The following is a 16302-nucleotide window of genomic DNA, read 5'->3' as shown; positions in this document are numbered from 1 at the left end:
CAAAGGTTAGAACCCGCTTATTCTGTAATATATTGGTGTTCAGAATAGTTTGAATTTGAGTTTGATGAATCATAACTCACTTTTGTGACGTAACCTTGTTCGTCATATTCTAAAAAATTACTATAAGTTTCTCCATTGTTTCCATTGTAAGTGGCGGTCAAAGGATTATCTCTCGATACCTCAAGACCAAATATCATAAAGAATGTACTGTGTTCATATTCCATGACGCTTCCATACGGATCCAATTGTTTGTCAGCATCAAAATCTGAATATTCAAAACTATCAAAACCAGTTGTATTAGAAATAAGTTGGTTGTTTGAATTACGAGTAAATATTTGTTCGAAGAGGCTACTTGGCATTGACGTTGGGTAGAACTTTGTCGAGTTTACATAGCCGTTAGAAAATTCAATTTCTAAGGTTCTATCTGAGGCATCAGAGATAAGAATTATGGTATTATTGGTTAGCGTTATGTCATTGTAGTTAATGGTTTCATCTATTCCATTTGGATTAATTACATCTGTGTAACTAGTAATTCCGCTTACGTTGCCATTGGTGTAATTAACTGTAAAAGTTCTATTTAAATAATCAACCTCATTTAAGGTGACAGATTCAATCTTGTTTTCACTATTGTAAAATACTTCTTGAGTTGAAGATAATACCCCATCGTAATAACTGTTTGTTCTTTTGTAAAGCTTAAGTGAAGCATTAGTTTCTTCTTCTAAGATTGTAGGACTATCATCTGATGAACATGCTACAAAAGCCAAGCTAATGAGTACTAAAAACAATAATTTTTTCATGATTAATTTTTGATTGTAATGAATGGTTTCTTAGTTGTTTGGTGATAGTAAAGTCTCGTATAAGCCTTACCGAGCGCAAATTATAAAATTACCTCCTAAATAAGGCAGATAGCAAAACAAAATCCGGAAAACCTTAAGGCCAGGTAGGAATGTAGATGTAGGCATCTGCTGAGAAACAATGAAATAATCTCACTCTTTAACTCAATTCCCTATTCGCAATCTGCTTGCGTTGTTTTATTTTTCCATTGGATCCAATATTCTTGTAATCCCTCAGGTGTTGTTATTAGTTTACTTATCGCTAATTTATGACCTGTCATAGTCACTCCTTCAAGTTCTTTTTTTCTTCTAGCTAATGCAGGTTTGTGATTCCAGCCTCCTACGTGATCAAAAGAAGTATAAGCATCGCATGGCTCATTAACAGCAGTAAAAGGTATCACAAGCATGTAAACGACTTTACCGCTTCCCATTCCTTGGGTGCTCATGGTAATGGAGGAAAAATCTACTTTTCTATATTTTTCTTCACGATAGAGTTCTTTTAGCCTCTTGCCTACGGCATTACTCATGGTGTTAGAAAATTGATGCGCAATATCATGTCCGTTTATAAACTCTGCTCCGGTGTATGAACCACTACATCCATTATCTGTGCATCGTATTCCATTGTTTTCCTGATGAGTCAGTGCTAAGATAGGAGCAAGCTGTTTTTCATTCTTACAAGAAAGAGACACCAAGAACACCGATAAAATAACAAAGAAGATTCTCAAGAGGATGGGTTTAAGGTTGATTAGTGATGGTTTTATAGAGGATGGAAGGGTAGAAGTAGGCTTGTTTTTTAAATCAGTTCTTTGTTAGCCACCGTTTTTTTCGATGAATGTTTTGAATTTACTTCTAAAGTCAGGCTTAAAAAAATCAACATCAAATGTTTTTCTCTCGTTACCATTTCTTCCTGAAAATTGCATTGCTTTAAAAAATTCAGAGTCCAAACCTTTAAATTTTTGCTCATAAAATGCTGGTGAACAAACCCAAGTTTCACAATTGAAAGAAATTAAACTTGATAACCTTCTATTCGTACGTTTTTTGTTTTCTTTAAAAAACAAATTTACAAATGACTTAACTTTTGAAGTATCATCTTTATGATAGCCCATTAATAAAATTGATTTAAATGCATAGGGAAAGAACGAAATAAAAATCTCGGCTGGTCTTTCCATATCCTTTCCATATTTATATTGATACTCCATTATTTCTTTTGAAGTATCATAAGTATAAATCGAGTTTAAGCAAATTTCTTGATATTCCATCTCACGAAATTCAAATACAAATGATTCAGATTGGCTATTCAAATCTTCCCACATTGAAGTTGTATAAAATTCCATATCCTTTAATGCTAATCTGTTTTGCTTAATAGTTTTTTGTAAAACATTCTCATTAATTTCGATTTCCGTATTTAACAACAAACATTCTTGCAATTTTATAACAACTTCTTTAACCCAGATTTCGTTATACGCTGTTCGAAGTGCAAATAATAAACAGGATTCATAATCTTCAAAATCAATTTCCCCTTCAGTTTCTATTTTGCTGAAAATTGAGGTATCGTGATTATTGCAAAATCCAGTAAAGGTGTAAATTTTATTTATTCCAGTCTTTTTGAAACCAATGTATTCCTCTTTAAAATGGTCGACAGATAACTCCCACAAATGATTTTTATCAGCAATTGAAGATAGTATACCATTCTTTTGCATAATATGAGAATTTATTGCTTTGTCGTTACAATTTGGATGCATACACTTATTAGATTGTGATTTAGCAGTTTTTGCACAATCTGTAATAAGTTTAGCAATTTTTGGATTTTTAGTTCTCAATTTTTTTCAAATGGTGGGTAACGTGATTGTATATGATTTGTTGCGTGTTTCAGAACTAAAGTGAGTAAATAAATCACAGATAGAAAGTCCGCGAGGACTTTCGTAAGTAGGCTATAACTAGCACTGAATTACACACAATGTTGTGCATAGTTATTTCCTTAGTTCACTATCTATTTTTTCTAAAATCGTTGATATTCTATTAAAATCTCCAAGTGTCCTAGAAGGTGCATTGTAAATTCTAGTAACACCTTTCAAATGAGTATGGGCAGCTTCATTTCTTGTGCTTTTTAAGTTTCCTAGATTACTTTTTAAGAGAGTTATTTGAGCTGTTTTTTCAAGTTCTAGTTCCAATTTCTCAACCTGAATTAATCCCAGTAGGCTTATTAACATTGGTCGAATGTTATTATTATATTGAAATCCATAATTAGGATTTACAATTTTATTTTTACAATAGTTCTTATTGTCAGCACTTTTAAGATTTCGATTACCGTGTTTAATAATTATATCATCTAAAGTTTCTTCAATCCAACCGCATAACTCAATTACTGCAAGTTTTGAAAAATAGATAGCTTTTTTTTGACTAGATGCAGAATTGTATAATTTGTCTAACTCTATTAAAGTCGACTTAATATATGATTTTGCTATCATTATGCTGAGAAAATTTCTATTGCTCTTGTTAATCTATCAATTACTCTATCCTTTTGAGCTAAGCCCTCTTTTAAGCTCTCTACAGAAAATAATTCATCATTTCTCAATGCCATATATAGATTATGTAATTCTGCAGCATTTTTGTTTTCTAATGTTGCAATATTTCTTGAAATGCCAACAAGTATTGCTTCTGTAGTTGCTTTACTTAGTCTTGGTAAGGGTTCGTTATTTAATATTGTTTCATATAATAGATTAATTGTTCTAGTTGTAATGTCAACTAAATTTACGATAAATTCATCATTGGCATTTTTATTATCCTCCATAAAGTCATTTAAAAATTTTGCTAAACGACCATTGTAATCCTCATATTTTGTGTGAAAAGAAATAAATCTTAATACTAATTCTTCATTAGAAAAGCGATAAACCTTATTGGCTTTTATGTCAAATAGATTTATAAAGTTTTCTCTGCTGACTATATTCTTTAAAAAATTATTTAAAGTGCCATTATAAATACAATTTCTAATTTCTTGATTTGTCAATTTACTGCCACCAGTATTTAGTCTATGAAAAATTGTAAACAAATAATTCATATGGCTTTTTTTAGAATAGTCACACCTCAATACTGTAATCGGTAAAACAGTATTTTGGATTTTACTGAAAAGTTCAGGGTATTTTTTCTTTATTGTTAAATTAGTTTTGCCGGATATTCTCTCGTCAATATCGTCCAGTCTTGCTAATTTCCATTCATCTTCTGATTTGACATTTAAAAAATTGACGACAGTTGCTATTCTTTGAAGACCGTCAATTACAAATCTTTCTTGTGTTTTATAATCAAGACTTAAACACAAACTTGGAATAGGTAATTGTTTAACTAAAGAATCAATTAATCTAGTTTGCATAGCCTTGTTCCAAACTACATCTCGCTGAAAATCTGGTTGAATTTCAAGTTGGTTCTCTAGGTACATTCTTAATAAATCGGCACAAGACCTAAGTTCATTATATGCAACAATATCATTAGGTGGGTTTTCATTATAGTCATCCTGATTCTCTTGAGATTCTTCTAAGTTCTCTAATTCTTGGTCAATATTTATATTTTCAGACATAGTTTTTTTTTAATGACGCACAACGGTTGTCTATAAGAACAGTAGGGCGGATTTGCACGCTATCCATTCGGTTGAGCCACAAGCCCAATTTTTAAATTTTTCTTATTATTTTTTCTTGTAAATAAGCCAAATTTAAAAATTTGGCGACCTCGTAAATGCACCCAAGCCATTCGGTTTTGCTACAATTGCCCTATTGTTTTTATACGTTGTTGTGCTTAGTGTTTTCGCGTATCCATTCATAAGCTTCGTTAGGTAGCCAACCATTAAAATCATTAAATTTTATTTCCGATGTGAAAAACTTTTTACTTGGTGCAATTTCTTTCATTAACTCAGCAATATGAGCAGCATTCACAGAATATCCAACTTTAATAATGTAGGTGGATTCCAAATAATGCCACCACGCTATAACTCCATTTGTTTTAGTCAGTTGATTATGAAATACTTTTTTATTAAATGAGCTGGGAATTCCATCATTGTCCAAAGTGATTATATAAAATTTATCCCAATTCATTCTGTTAACGGATTTTCGCTATTGTTGTCATTTTTTGGTGCATTTGGGTTTGTTATTAGGTGAAGGTGTGATAGATTTTGATTATGAGCTCTTTCGTTGTCGCCCAACAATTCCAATGCTTGTTTTTGAGTTTGATATTCTTCACTTCTAAGATAATCTGGTTTTTTTAATGCAAAAAAACAGTAGAAAAACAGACCAATAAGATAAAATAAAGCTGAAAAAGAAAAGACTACGATTACAACCCAGTCTTTGTCAGAGAAAATTGCTGAAACAACTCCAATGATTAATCCAAACGTTCCAAATTTGAACAAAGAGTCAGTTACACTTTTGACTTTTATTGAAGATACTTGATTGAAAACTTTAGCCCACTCCATTTTATCTAAAAGCAATTAATAACTTGTTGAAGAGTTGTTGAATTATCAATTTTTAAAACCAAAGGACCTTTGTATGTGTCTCTTCTTATTTCTATTGTTCCATCTGAATGCTCATATCTAAAAGCGTATCGTATACCACCTATAGTTACCCAAAGTATATTTCCAGTTTTATCATCGTCGCTACCACGAACTTCTATGTGTGTGCCATCGTCTTTTTTTAGAATTATCACTCCGAGTAAACCATAAATTACATCATTTACGTTTGGTGCGTGATGATTGGCTCGTTTGGTAACTCCTTCAAAATATTTTTTCAGAATATCAACTGTCTCAACTTTTACTGCCATAAGTTTTTATTTTTTTAAATGTAATAAATTTTAACGTTTGTAACGATGTTTCTCTAACATTAAGCACAACTTGAATACATAAGCAATCTACCAAAACCCCAACCACAAACCAATGAATATCAGTTGATAAAATATTATTTAAGATTGCCATTTATTGCTGTAAAGAATCAATACCTACAAGCAAACCACTAATCTACCACCTCAAATCCAAACTGCCATACGGTAATCCTCATTTATAGCGAAATAATTGAAAATAAGTCACTTTACTTCAAAAAGGATATCAGTTTTTCGCGAGCAGTCACTAAAAACAACCACCCACTAAACACATTGCTCATAAAAGCATATGGATATAACGCGAGACATTTTCGCGTAAGCGTACTACACCCACAATGCTATAAACGCCTACTGGCTGTAAGGTTACAGAGCGGCTGCCGACAGATGTGTAACAATTAAATCCTACACGCGCTATGTCAAAAATCTGGTTTCTTGAAGATGTAAATGTTTTTAGCGTGTTGTGTCCCCATAAAACAAAGCATTATAGAAAGCGGCATAACTTCTCGCAATACGGGAAGCAGGACTTTATTTACTTTGAGGAGGATGCGGCAAATAAGGTGTACTTGATAGAGAAGGGTAAGGTAAAGCTGGGTTACTATGCAGAGGATGGTAAGGAGGTGGTGCGGGCGATACTTACTAAGGGCGAACTCTTTGGCGAGAAGGCGATACTAGGGGAGGAGTCGCGCAGTGAGTTTGCACAGTCTATAGATGCAAAAACCTCGGTATGCCCCGTGCCGGTGTGCCAGATGCAGGAGTTAATGCGCAATAACCACAGCTTTAGTCTTAAGGTGTATAAATTTCTCGGGATCAGGTTTAAAAAGTTAGAGCGCCGTCTAGACTTGCTACTCTTTAAAGATGCAACCACACGTGTAAAGGAATTTATGACAGAACTAGCCGAAGATTATGGCTACTGCTGCCCAAATACGGGTGATACCGTGATTAAACATCCATACACTCAAAAAGATATCGCAAGTCTCATAGGCACCTCAAGACCTACGCTTAATGCGATTATGAACGAGCTCAAGGCAACGCAGTTTTTAGAATTTTCTCGCAATGAAATTCGCATAAAAGTGGCATAAAATCACCAAATGTAAGCTAGCTTACATTTAAGCAATCTTGATGGTTTTAGTTTTACACTATTAAATAAAAAAAACTATCAATAATGAAAAAGCAACTATTAATGGGATGCTTCGCTCTAGGAGCTATCCTTGTATCGTGTGACTCTGACGACGATACCACCACAAACGCAATCACACCAGAAGCTGGCACGCTAGCAGGAGGTCCTTTTACCTTCTTTGTAGATGGAGCGCCAGATATGGTAACGGGCGTGACACTCACTGGCGAACTAGCGGGAGATGTGACTACTTTTGTAGTGACAGATGACTCTAAAAACATCTTAGGAATCCCACCTACGCTGGAGGCGCTGGAGGGTGTAAACTTTGACGATGCTGGTGTGGGTGCCTGTTACATCTATCACCTTGCGTATCAAGATGGCTTGAGCGGACTAACAACGGGCGAAAATCTTGATGACTTTGCAGGAGATTTTGAGCTCTCTAACTTTCTTGTCGTAAACCGCAACGCGGGACCACTTGCTGCCGAAATCGTGGGAGGGCCTTTTGAGTTTTGTGTAGACGGTACGCCAGATATGGTAAGCGGTTTATCACTTATGGGTGATTCTGTAGGATCTGAGAGAAGCTGGGTGATTACCACAGACACTGGCGAAATTTTAGGATTACCACCTACGCTAGATGCGGTGCAAGGTGTAAACTTTGACGATGCAGGAGCAGGAATCTGCCTTATCTGGTACCTACGCTATGAGCCAGGACTAGAAGGGCTAGAAGTGGGAGCAAATGCAAATGACCTTACGGGAGTTTTTGATCTATCTGAACCTGTAGAAGTAGTACGTAACGAGGCAATCGCTGCCGAAATTACTGGAGGTCCTTTTACCTTTACCGTAGACGGCACACCAGATATGGTAAGCGGGCTAGGTCTTACGGGAGAGAGCGTAGGCGCTTTAAATAGCTGGGTGATCACTACAGATACTGGAGAGATCCTGGGATTACCACCTACACTGGCTGCGGTAGAGGGCGTAAACTTTGATGATGCTGGAACGGGCGTTTGCCTTATCTGGTACCTGCGTTATGAGGAAGGACTTACCGGTCTTATGGTGGGTGCAAATGCAAATGACCTAAGCGGTTGTTTTGACTTATCAGAACCTGTGACGGTTACTCGTAATTAAGTATAAAAAAACGTAAGTTTAATGCGTGTGTACGACTCATCGTACACACGCATTTTTTTATTCCCTATGGCTCAGAAAAAAAGATTTAGTTGGCAAAATATATTGTTCATCATTGTGATTCTCCTGCTTATTATTCCGCAGACGCGGACTCCTATTCAGGTGGCAATAAATAAGGTGAAGGTGGCGATATTTTCTCCGTCCGCTTTCGCGAAAAAGGACCAAACTCAACTCCAGTCTTTTGATTATAAAGTAAGCTCGCTAGAAGGAATCCCAGCCGAAGTAGGCGTAGGGAAGGGCAAAGTCACTTTTATAAGTTACTGGGCAACATGGTGCCCTCCGTGTATTGCCGAACTACCATCTATAGCTGAACTGCATGCAGATTATGGAGATAAGATTACGTTCTTGCTCATCACAAACGAAGATCCTGAAGTAGTCAAAAAGTTTATGACTAAAAGAGAACTAGACCTCCCAGCAGTTTTACCTGCGATGGAAACACCGGAGTTACTTTTTGAACGCTCGATACCTACGAGTTACATCATCGATCAGGAAGGAAATATAGTGGTAAAAGAAACAGGCGCCTCAGACTGGAATAGCGATAGCATAAGAACCATCATAGATAAACTCCTCACCGAAGGTTAATCTTCTATCCGCCAGAATATAAACGGAATTTCCATTTCCTCTGAGGAGATAGTTGCCGTAAGCACATCATCAAAGTAAGAATACCTAATCACCTTAGGAAACTCATTTTCAGGATTTACAGCCGTAAATGACTTGCCATCATTCTCAGTGATTTTAAAAACGGTTGGCGTTTCATTTGGCCCACTTATTTGCAGTTGCCACTCGTTTTTCTTTTGTACAAGTCGCATGCGCTCGTTAAAAACGGTGTCCTCGTCTTCTAAGGTGTAACCATGACCTCGTAGCTCTGTAGCCGTAACCGTTTTCCAGTGTTCAAAGGTCTCACTACCGCCTTTACTATTAGTTCGCTCCCAGTCTCCTAGTAGATAATCAAAAGGTGTGGTTGGTTTTTGTACGGGTGCTTTCTCCTTACAAGCGATACAGCTCACTACTAGACAAGAAATGATAAGAATATGTATGCGCATATAAGCTTATGTTTAGTTGAGAAAACTAGTGGAAATATTATCCGTGTATGGTTTCTGTAACACTTAGATCCTTCATTACTTGCTTTTCAAAATCTAGTAGCTCTTGCCACTTCGCATCTACTTTTGCTCTGTCTCCATACTGGCGTGCAAAGTTTAAGAACATCGTATAGTGTCCAGCCTCGCTTATCATGAGTTTGCGATAAAACTTAGCAAGCTTTTTATCTTCAAGCTCCTCAGACAGTAAGCGGAAACGCTCACAGCTTCTACCTTCAATAAGCGCCGCAACCAGCAAACGGTTGACTAAGCTCTCTACTCTTGATCCTCCTTTTGGGAAAAAGAAACGTAGCTTGTGCACGTAGGCATCCTTGCGCTCACGACCTAGGTGTAATCCTCTTTCTATCATGATATCATGCACCATTTTAAAGTGGCTCATTTCTTCCATGGCAAGATCACTCATCGCAGCAACAAGCTCTGAGTATTCTGGAAAACCTATGATAAAGGAAATCGCACTAGAAGCAGCTTTCTGCTCGCAGTAGGCGTGATCTGTAAGTATTTCTTCTATGTTTTTTTCTACAATATTTACCCAGCGAGGATCTGTAGGTAATTTAAGGTGGAGCATCTGGATAGCTTCTTTATTTTCCATAGCGTGTTTTTTTATAGGTCGAGATCAAATGTTTTCCTGAGGATATCTAGCGCAGGATTGTGTTCTCGTAGTTTATCATATCGTTCTTGAGCAGTATAGGCATATTTGCGCTGTACTTCTTCATTTACCGTAATTCCTAAAGTAATATCATAATTGTTGAGACTACGTTTTAAAAATTCAAGTAGCGGCCCTTGAGCACGTTCTACTTCAATTTTCATCGTCTCGTTAGGATACTCTAATTCAATGGTAGTCCCATTCAATGTCGGCTGATCTGCTTCTAGGTTAGAGGCGATAATACGTTCTCCTTTGGCAAGAAGACGTTTTACATACTCTGCCCAAGCAGCTTGCATTGCAATTTCTGTAAATGGCTCTGTAGGTAGATTTTCTACATCTACTTTTTTGTCAGCTTTCTTTAGCTCTAGCTCCTTTTTGCGCTGTAATCCTTTAAGTGACAACCCAGACACACGATCCTTGCGCAATGATAATTCTGGTACGCTAGGAGTAGTAGGTGAGGCTTGAGGCGTTACAGGAGCAGCTTGCGGTGTTGCTGCTGTGTTCTGTGCAGGAGCTGCATTTTGCGTTTGAGCTTGCGTTGCTTGTGGAGCACTTGTATTTGGTGCAACAGTATTTTCTTGTACAGGTACACTTTGCTGTACAGTAGGCGGCGGAGTAGGAGTACTCGGCGTTTGCGTAACAGCTGCTGCTACTGCTGCTGCATTTGTAGCACTTGGTGCTTGTGTAGCTGAAGTGTTATTTGATACAACTGCCGTTTGCGCTTGTGGCGCTGCGCCAGTCGGTGTATGATCTACTTTATAATAAGAAGGTGGTACTAAGAACGGACCGTCATTTTTTTTTTCTCCATCAAAAGTGATAGAGGCAAGTTGCATGAGGCAAAGTTCTACTAGCAGTCGCTGGTTACGGCTGGTTCTAAATTTAAGATCACAATCATTTGCAATATTGATAGCTTCCATTAAGAAAGCCATATCGGTTTTTTGTGATTGCTCGTAGTATTTCTTCTTAGTTGTATCGCCCACTTCTAATAAATGAATCGTCGGCGGATTTTTACAAACCATTAAGTCTCTAAAATGAGAAGCTAGACCAGCAATGTAGTGATGTCCATCAAAACCACGTGACAAGATATCATTATACTGTACGAGTACCTGTGGTATATCGTTTGCAAGTAAATAATCTGTGGTGGTGAAATAGGTATCGTAGTCAAGAACATTTAAGTTCTCTGTCACTGCTTTTCGCGAAAGCGTTTTACCACTAAAACTCACTACGCGGTCAAAAATGGATAAAGCATCACGCATCGCACCATCTGCTTTTTGAGCAATGATATGTAATGCTTCTTCATCTGCTTCAATACCTTCTTCTTGCGCAATCTGTACAAGGTGCTTGCGAGCATCTGTTACGGTAATACGCTTGAAGTCAAAAATCTGACAACGAGAAAGTATCGTAGGGATGATTTTGTGTTTTTCTGTAGTCGCTAGTATAAAAATAGCGTGCTTAGGAGGTTCTTCTAGTGTTTTAAGAAACGCATTAAAGGCCGCAGCAGAGAGCATGTGCACCTCATCAATAATATACACCTTGTACTTTCCTACCTGTGGCGGGATGCGTACTTGATCTATAAGACTACGTATATCATCTACAGAGTTGTTTGACGCTGCATCAAGCTCAAATACGTTAAAAGCAAAGTCCTCATCTGGACTTGTGTTCTCGTCAGTATTGATTTGCTTTGCAAGAATACGTGCACAAGACGTCTTACCCACACCACGAGGACCACAAAAAAGTAGCGCCTGAGCGAGGTGGTTGTTGCGTATTGCGTTTTCTAAAGTGTTAGTAATAGCCTGTTGCCCAACAACATCTTTAAAAGTGGTGGGACGGTATTTTCGGGCAGATACTATAAAAGGTTCCATACTCACAAATATAAAGGGGTACGTAATATTATGCTAGTGAGTATGGACTCTTTATTGCTTATTTATTAACAGTAAGTGCAGAGAGCTTCTGGTCAATTACATGCACCATAATCTGGTAGCTGTGACTAGCCATTTCATCTTTATTGCTCCATTTTTTTGCGTTGCACATGGCTTTCCTTCGATACGCCATTAATCGCCTCAGTTTTGGCGATGAGTAGAATAGGGATTTCATACTAGAGTGTTTTTGTTTGCAGTTGTAAAATATAATTTTTTTTACAATTACTTAACGATTTCACAATAATAAATGCACAAAATTACGAATGCTGCGATATTTGCTTTTCAATCTCTGCAGCTTCTGCATATAAACTATCGCTAGCACTTCTATCAGTTTTAGATAGTTGGAACGCCTTTTCTAATATCTGTTTGTGTTTTTCCTGAAGTTTTTCTACTTCGCTTTTCTTTTTAAATAATCCGAACATAACTTTTTTTACATAAAGATACGGTTTATAAGAGGTGATTTCAATGAGTTTATGACAGTTTTACAATTCAGTAATGAATTTCTACACTTCGGTAAGTACTACTTTAAAAAAAGAAGCTTTGATATGATATTTACACCATCAAACAAAAAAACAAACATTATGAACACAACAACAGAAAACACAAAGTACGATAGAGCAAGAGCAAGAGTAAGCGAGCTTAAAGAGTTTTATACACACCTAGGGACATACCTCATCTTTGTATGCTTTTTCTTAGTATTAAATTTTTATACCACAGGTTTTTTCTGGGCTATTTTTCCTATCGCAGGTTGGGGAATCGGGATACTTAGTCATGCTGCAAAGACCTTCGGGTGGAATCCTTTCTTCTCAAAAGATTGGGAAAAACGTAAGATAGATGAGTACATTCGTAAAGAGGACTTTAAATAAGATAACATGGAAACACAGAAAGAAAAGTATCAAAGAGCTACAGAACATGTGCAACGTGTTAGAAAATTTTATGGTAAGATTGTCAATGCAATCATTGTCTCGGCAGTGGTAGCAGCCATAAACTACTACGTTAATGAATTTCGCAATCCTTGGATATTGTGGGTAATAGGCTTCTCTTTACTGGGTATCGTTATTGAAGCAATTAAACTATACGGTGTCAACTTTTTTTTAGGCAAAGGTTGGGAGAAAAGGAAAATAGAAGAACACTTAAAAAAAGAAGAACAAGAATCACAGTCTAATACATTATTTAAGAACTAATGGAATCAAATAATAGTAAATATGAACGCGCAAAAAAACGCGTAGAAGAAGAAAAAGGTTTTTATAGACACCTCACGGTTTATATTGTGATTAATATCCTCCTGCAATTATTCTATTCGGGCATGTTTTTTAACTTCGATGTGCTGGGTAATGCCCCGTGGTGGGTACGATATACAACACCTTTTTTCTGGGGATTATCGCTGCTAGTGCATTGGATATATGTTTTTAAAGGCTTTCGATTTTTAACATTTATAAAAAAGTGGGAAGATCGCAAGATTCAAGAGTTTATGAATCAAGAGGAAGAGGAGTTTTCAAACCGCTTTCGCGAAAACAGGAATTCATGATACGTACGCTATTTATCTTACTATTCGTGAGCTTCTACTCAGTGAGCGCGCAACAAAGTTTTGTGGTAGAACATGTAACCTTATTTAATGGCACCGAAATCTTAGCAAATCAATTTGTAAAAGTAGAAAACGGAATCATCAGTGAGGTGTCTTCAAACCCACTTACTGCACAGACTACCATAGACGGCACTGGGAAGTTCTTAATGCCAGCTCTTACTAACTCACATGTACATACATGGGCAGCACCACAACTACAAGAAGCAGCCCAAGCAGGTGTTCTCAATTTGCTAGACATGCACGGCATGGAACCTATGCAAGAGGGAATGATTAATCTACGTGATACGCCTGGCAATGCTAGATTGTATCGCGCAGGATATGCAGCCACTACAGAAGGCGGTCACGGTACACAATACGGTTTTCCTATTCCCACACTTTCGGGGCCAGAAGATGCGCAACAATGGGTAGCAGATCGTGTAGCTGCTGGAGTTGATTATATAAAAATCATTGTAGAACCTTGGAAAGCTACACTTGATAAAGAAACCGTAGCGGTTATTATTAAAGAAGCAAATAAGGCAGATAAAATAGCAGTTGTACATGTATCACGAGCGCAAGATGCTTTTGATGCACTCTCAAGCGGTGCAGATGGTCTTGTACATATTTATAATGATGCGCCTCTCACAGTAGCACAGCTCGATCAACTTAATGAAGATGCAAACTTCTTTGTGATACCTACCATACTTACCACAGTATTGATTCAGCCACTGTACTACAATAAAACTCCTGAAGAAACTGCCGAAATAGAAGCGCGTCTCCTAAAGGAAGTTAAACGCCTATATGATGCAGGAATTCCGATACTAGCAGGTACAGATCCACCTAATGCCAATATTAATATAGGTAGCGATTTGTATAAGGAATTAGCTTTTTTCGCGAAAGCGGGATTACCTAAAGAAGCAGTGCTAGCGAGTGCCACCTCATTACCGGCAGATAAGTTTTCTTTAGAGAACGTGGGATACATCAAAACAGGATTTAAAGCAGATATGTTATTGCTTGATAAATCTCCTGTAGATGATGTGATGAACATAAACTCGATAGCAAATATCTGGAAAGAAGGCGTGCTTATCGCACAAGAATAAAGAATTAGTATTTTTACGTACATCAAAAAAATCATCAAACAACCAACTCATGAACGTACTCATTATAGAAGACGAAAAACCATCTGCAAGACGCCTTAATAGAATGCTTGCCGAAGTAGGAGTTACTGTAAATGAAATGCTGCATTCTGTAAAGGAAGCTGTGGCCTGGTTTAAGACAAATACGCACCCAGATTTGATTTTTCTAGACATTCAACTCTCAGATGGGTTGTCTTTTGAGATTTTTGATCAAGTAGAGGTGAAGAGTGCTATTATTTTTACAACAGCGTTTGATGAATATGCGCTACAAGCTTTTAAACTCAATAGCGTAGATTATTTATTAAAACCAATAGACGACGAAGACTTAGAAAAAGCAGTAAGCAAATACAAGGAGCGCATGCCTAAGTCGCAAGACGTGTCACTCAACTTTGAAGACATCCGAAAGTTGCTAGGTGCAACGCCCGTTGAGCGAGAATATAAAAAGCGTTTTACCACAAAAATAGGACAGCATATAAAAATGATTCCTATAGATGAGATTGAGTGTTTTTATAGTGAAAACAAAGGAACCTACGCAGGTACTGTAGATGGACGTAATTATTTACTTGATACTACGCTGGAGCTACTCGAAAACGATCTAGAGCCTGAGACATTCTTTCGCGTAAGCAGGAAATTTTACGTAAATATCAATGCCATAGCAGATATCATAGCCTACACAAACTCAAGACTAAAAATAAAGCTCAATACGTGGAATGAGCAAGAAATTATTGTGAGCAGAGAGCGTGTAAAAGACTTTAAAACGTGGATTGCCTAATCCTCAAGATTCTCATTAAAAGCACTAGGGAGCATAGTAGGAATTAATCGCACGAGAATAGGAAGTAGTAATCCTCCTCCTGGAAGTAAGAATACAGCGAGTGACGGTATGCTTTTACAAATGTCAAGTAGTTGTTTCTTTACTAGTTTACGTTCTTCTTTAGATAAATCACGGGTAGTAGACTGACCTAGTAAAATTACCAAGTCACGACTCTCTCTTATTTCTCTCACAAGACGTTTGCTATTGCGTGATATAAGATTACCCACAGAAGAAGTCGTCTGACTATAAAAATGCTTTATAGGATTGCTGTACTTAAGATAGGATATCTCTGTGCCGTGTTCTGTCAGGAAAGTTTTTACAGCAAGTACCGCATCTAGATACCCTTTTTCATCAAGTCCCATAATCGTACAGAACTGCATTATGAATTCGCGTTCATGCTTATCGATTTTCTCATCATCCCATAGTGATAGACTACATAAATCTAGAAGGTATTGTTGCTCTAGGGGTTCTGTGATAATCCCGAGGTTAATCTCAGAAACTTCAGTATGCGTGTGCTTTATGAGTTCGTTATAACGTACAGAGCTTTCAAATAGTTTTATAAGGAGCTTGTTATATTCATCTTTACTTTCTTTTTGTTGCAATGCAAGCCATATAGATTCTGTAAGAACAGCCTCTAGGTTTTTTGCATACTCATAAGGATCACCTTGGGTAATGAGGTAGTGATCAAAACTTAGGATGTCTATAAACACTAAAGCATTAGTGATAAGATGGCTAAAACTCTTCTGCAGAGCAGACTCATTAGTCTGCACCCGCTGATGGATAATCTTCTCCACCTTAGAGGAAGCAGATTCATTACCCAATGGGATTTTAATAAAGTACTGTTCCTTTTTGTCTAACAGTTTATAAAATGAAACGATAGCCTCTAGGCAATCTTCTTGCCTAGGATTTGCAATCGTGTCGTAATACGTAAAAGCAAGTGCGTCAAAGAGGTTAATCTTTGTCTTCTCTTGTACCGTCCACTTAAGTTGTGAGGATTCACTATCCAGCAAGGTGTCTAGCGAGTGTCCATAAATAAAACCCTTGGCTCGTAGCGAGTCATAAAATTCACGTTCATCCATAGGGTTCTTAACAAGGTAGTCAAGAAGCCTTGGGAAGTGTTTATTTATCCAGCCTGTAGCAGAAGGATTCATA

At 37.2% G+C, this 16302-nt stretch carries 22 protein-coding genes; 8 read left to right on the top strand and 14 right to left on the bottom strand.

Annotated elements, in window-relative coordinates; genetic code table 11:
* Nucleotides 1–17: 17 nt before the first annotated feature.
* The 8 genes from D017_RS13765 to D017_RS13730 form a co-directional block, all read right to left on the bottom strand.
* Complete coding sequence (locus tag D017_RS13765) at nt 18–797, bottom strand: hypothetical protein (protein WP_035337287.1); 780 nt, start codon at nt 795–797, stop codon at nt 18–20.
* Nucleotides 798–1006: 209 nt separating this feature from the next.
* Nucleotides 1007–1558, bottom strand: coding sequence for a hypothetical protein (locus tag D017_RS13760; RefSeq protein ID WP_152023908.1), 552 nt, complete (start codon nt 1556–1558; stop codon nt 1007–1009).
* Between the two features lie 84 nt (nt 1559–1642).
* Nucleotides 1643–2653, bottom strand: a complete 1011-nt coding sequence (locus tag D017_RS13755) for a hypothetical protein (protein ID WP_035337284.1) — start codon at nt 2651–2653, stop codon at nt 1643–1645.
* 150 nt (nt 2654–2803) lie between these two features.
* Entirely contained in the window at nt 2804–3301 is a 498-nt protein-coding gene (locus tag D017_RS13750) for a hypothetical protein (protein WP_051583923.1), read from the bottom strand.
* Nucleotides 3301–4404, bottom strand: a complete 1104-nt coding sequence (locus D017_RS13745; RefSeq protein ID WP_035337276.1) for a DUF262 domain-containing protein — start codon at nt 4402–4404, stop codon at nt 3301–3303. Before D017_RS13745 ends, D017_RS13750 begins: the two co-directional genes overlap by 1 nt.
* 199 nt (nt 4405–4603) lie before the next feature.
* Nucleotides 4604–4915 carry a hypothetical protein gene (locus D017_RS13740; protein WP_035337273.1) on the bottom strand — a complete coding sequence of 104 codons (312 nt, stop codon included), beginning with the start codon at nt 4913–4915 and terminating at the stop codon, nt 4604–4606.
* Nucleotides 4912–5304, bottom strand: a complete 393-nt coding sequence (locus D017_RS13735; RefSeq protein WP_035337272.1) for a hypothetical protein — start codon at nt 5302–5304, stop codon at nt 4912–4914. The genes D017_RS13740 and D017_RS13735 overlap by 4 nt, the downstream gene beginning before the upstream one ends.
* Complete coding sequence (locus D017_RS13730) at nt 5295–5633, bottom strand: hypothetical protein (RefSeq protein WP_035337271.1); 339 nt, start codon at nt 5631–5633, stop codon at nt 5295–5297. The genes D017_RS13735 and D017_RS13730 overlap by 10 nt, the downstream gene beginning before the upstream one ends.
* Before the next feature lie 467 nt (nt 5634–6100).
* Here D017_RS13730 and D017_RS13725 point away from each other — a divergent pair, with 467 nt between their 5' ends.
* The 3 genes from D017_RS13725 (at nt 6101) to D017_RS13715 (ending at nt 8565) form a co-directional block, all read left to right on the top strand.
* On the top strand, nt 6101–6766 hold the full coding sequence (locus D017_RS13725) for a Crp/Fnr family transcriptional regulator (RefSeq protein ID WP_035337269.1): 666 nt from the start codon (nt 6101–6103) through the stop codon (nt 6764–6766).
* 83 nt (nt 6767–6849) lie between these two features.
* The gene (locus D017_RS13720; RefSeq protein WP_035338309.1) at nt 6850–7926 is read left to right on the top strand and encodes a hypothetical protein; all 1077 of its coding nucleotides are present in this window, start codon (nt 6850–6852) and stop codon (nt 7924–7926) included.
* Nucleotides 7927–8040: 114 nt separating this feature from the next.
* Nucleotides 8041–8565, top strand: a complete 525-nt coding sequence (locus D017_RS13715; protein ID WP_160164978.1) for a TlpA disulfide reductase family protein — start codon at nt 8041–8043, stop codon at nt 8563–8565.
* Here D017_RS13715 and D017_RS13710 read toward each other — a convergent pair.
* The 5 genes from D017_RS13710 to D017_RS15295 form a co-directional block, all read right to left on the bottom strand.
* On the bottom strand, nt 8562–9026 hold the full coding sequence (locus D017_RS13710; RefSeq protein ID WP_035337267.1) for a DUF6265 family protein: 465 nt from the start codon (nt 9024–9026) through the stop codon (nt 8562–8564). The two genes, D017_RS13715 and D017_RS13710, sit on opposite strands and share 4 nt — an antisense overlap.
* Nucleotides 9027–9063: 37 nt before the next feature.
* Nucleotides 9064–9645, bottom strand: coding sequence for a tRNA-(ms[2]io[6]A)-hydroxylase (locus D017_RS13705; RefSeq protein ID WP_035338305.1), 582 nt, complete (start codon nt 9643–9645; stop codon nt 9064–9066).
* 35 nt (nt 9646–9680) lie between these two features.
* Nucleotides 9681–11585, bottom strand: a complete 1905-nt coding sequence (locus D017_RS13700) for a DNA polymerase III subunit gamma/tau (RefSeq protein WP_035337266.1) — start codon at nt 11583–11585, stop codon at nt 9681–9683.
* Nucleotides 11586–11643: 58 nt separating this feature from the next.
* The gene (locus D017_RS15390) at nt 11644–11817 is read right to left on the bottom strand and encodes a hypothetical protein (RefSeq protein WP_160164977.1); all 174 of its coding nucleotides are present in this window, start codon (nt 11815–11817) and stop codon (nt 11644–11646) included.
* A gap of 82 nt (nt 11818–11899) precedes the next feature.
* Complete coding sequence (locus D017_RS15295) at nt 11900–12064, bottom strand: Lacal_2735 family protein (protein ID WP_035337265.1); 165 nt, start codon at nt 12062–12064, stop codon at nt 11900–11902.
* A 159-nt stretch (nt 12065–12223) separates the two neighbouring features.
* Here D017_RS15295 and D017_RS13690 point away from each other — a divergent pair, with 159 nt between their 5' ends.
* The 5 genes from D017_RS13690 to D017_RS13670 are packed head-to-tail and all read left to right on the top strand — an operon-like array spanning nt 12224 to nt 15111.
* Nucleotides 12224–12508, top strand: a complete 285-nt coding sequence (locus D017_RS13690) for a 2TM domain-containing protein (protein WP_225969309.1) — start codon at nt 12224–12226, stop codon at nt 12506–12508.
* A 6-nt stretch (nt 12509–12514) separates the two neighbouring features.
* The gene (locus tag D017_RS13685; protein WP_035337263.1) at nt 12515–12826 is read left to right on the top strand and encodes a 2TM domain-containing protein; all 312 of its coding nucleotides are present in this window, start codon (nt 12515–12517) and stop codon (nt 12824–12826) included.
* Nucleotides 12826–13170, top strand: a complete 345-nt coding sequence (locus D017_RS13680; RefSeq protein ID WP_035337261.1) for a 2TM domain-containing protein — start codon at nt 12826–12828, stop codon at nt 13168–13170. Before D017_RS13685 ends, D017_RS13680 begins: the two co-directional genes overlap by 1 nt.
* Nucleotides 13167–14303: an amidohydrolase family protein gene (locus D017_RS13675; RefSeq protein WP_035337256.1), complete on the top strand. Its 1137-nt coding sequence runs from the start codon at nt 13167–13169 to the stop codon at nt 14301–14303. The genes D017_RS13680 and D017_RS13675 overlap by 4 nt, the downstream gene beginning before the upstream one ends.
* Before the next feature lie 49 nt (nt 14304–14352).
* Nucleotides 14353–15111 carry a LytTR family DNA-binding domain-containing protein gene (locus D017_RS13670; RefSeq protein ID WP_035337255.1) on the top strand — a complete coding sequence of 253 codons (759 nt, stop codon included), beginning with the start codon at nt 14353–14355 and terminating at the stop codon, nt 15109–15111.
* Here D017_RS13670 and D017_RS13665 read toward each other — a convergent pair.
* Nucleotides 15108–16301 carry an LETM1-related biofilm-associated protein gene (locus D017_RS13665; protein ID WP_035337252.1) on the bottom strand — a complete coding sequence of 398 codons (1194 nt, stop codon included), beginning with the start codon at nt 16299–16301 and terminating at the stop codon, nt 15108–15110. The genes D017_RS13670 and D017_RS13665 overlap by 4 nt on opposite strands.
* Nucleotide 16302 lies beyond the last annotated feature (1 nt).

It is taken from the genome of Dokdonia sp. PRO95, assembly GCF_000355805.1.
Classification (GTDB): domain Bacteria; phylum Bacteroidota; class Bacteroidia; order Flavobacteriales; family Flavobacteriaceae; genus Dokdonia.
This window is presented reverse-complemented; position numbering and strand designations above follow the sequence as displayed.

Excerpts from the sequence above, each read along its gene's own strand:
- D017_RS13690 (WP_225969309.1), top strand. The coding sequence starts at position 12,224 with ATGAACACAACAACAGAAAACACAAAGTACGATAGAGCAAGAGCAAGA.
- D017_RS13740 (WP_035337273.1), bottom strand. The coding sequence starts at position 4,915 with ATGAATTGGGATAAATTTTATATAATCACTTTGGACAATGATGGAATT.
- D017_RS13675 (WP_035337256.1), top strand. The coding sequence starts at position 13,167 with ATGATACGTACGCTATTTATCTTACTATTCGTGAGCTTCTACTCAGTG.
- D017_RS13745 (WP_035337276.1), bottom strand. The coding sequence starts at position 4,404 with ATGTCTGAAAATATAAATATTGACCAAGAATTAGAGAACTTAGAAGAA.
- D017_RS15390 (WP_160164977.1), bottom strand. The coding sequence starts at position 11,817 with ATGAAATCCCTATTCTACTCATCGCCAAAACTGAGGCGATTAATGGCG.
- D017_RS13670 (WP_035337255.1), top strand. The coding sequence starts at position 14,353 with ATGAACGTACTCATTATAGAAGACGAAAAACCATCTGCAAGACGCCTT.
- D017_RS13665 (WP_035337252.1), bottom strand. The coding sequence starts at position 16,301 with ATGAATCCTTCTGCTACAGGCTGGATAAATAAACACTTCCCAAGGCTT.
- D017_RS13710 (WP_035337267.1), bottom strand. The coding sequence starts at position 9,026 with ATGCGCATACATATTCTTATCATTTCTTGTCTAGTAGTGAGCTGTATC.
- D017_RS15295 (WP_035337265.1), bottom strand. The coding sequence starts at position 12,064 with ATGTTCGGATTATTTAAAAAGAAAAGCGAAGTAGAAAAACTTCAGGAA.
- D017_RS13680 (WP_035337261.1), top strand. The coding sequence starts at position 12,826 with ATGGAATCAAATAATAGTAAATATGAACGCGCAAAAAAACGCGTAGAA.
- D017_RS13720 (WP_035338309.1), top strand. The coding sequence starts at position 6,850 with ATGAAAAAGCAACTATTAATGGGATGCTTCGCTCTAGGAGCTATCCTT.
- D017_RS13705 (WP_035338305.1), bottom strand. The coding sequence starts at position 9,645 with ATGCTCCACCTTAAATTACCTACAGATCCTCGCTGGGTAAATATTGTA.
- D017_RS13685 (WP_035337263.1), top strand. The coding sequence starts at position 12,515 with ATGGAAACACAGAAAGAAAAGTATCAAAGAGCTACAGAACATGTGCAA.
- D017_RS13725 (WP_035337269.1), top strand. The coding sequence starts at position 6,101 with ATGTCAAAAATCTGGTTTCTTGAAGATGTAAATGTTTTTAGCGTGTTG.
- D017_RS13765 (WP_035337287.1), bottom strand. The coding sequence starts at position 797 with ATGAAAAAATTATTGTTTTTAGTACTCATTAGCTTGGCTTTTGTAGCA.
- D017_RS13730 (WP_035337271.1), bottom strand. The coding sequence starts at position 5,633 with ATGGCAGTAAAAGTTGAGACAGTTGATATTCTGAAAAAATATTTTGAA.
- D017_RS13700 (WP_035337266.1), bottom strand. The coding sequence starts at position 11,585 with ATGGAACCTTTTATAGTATCTGCCCGAAAATACCGTCCCACCACTTTT.
- D017_RS13750 (WP_051583923.1), bottom strand. The coding sequence starts at position 3,301 with ATGATAGCAAAATCATATATTAAGTCGACTTTAATAGAGTTAGACAAA.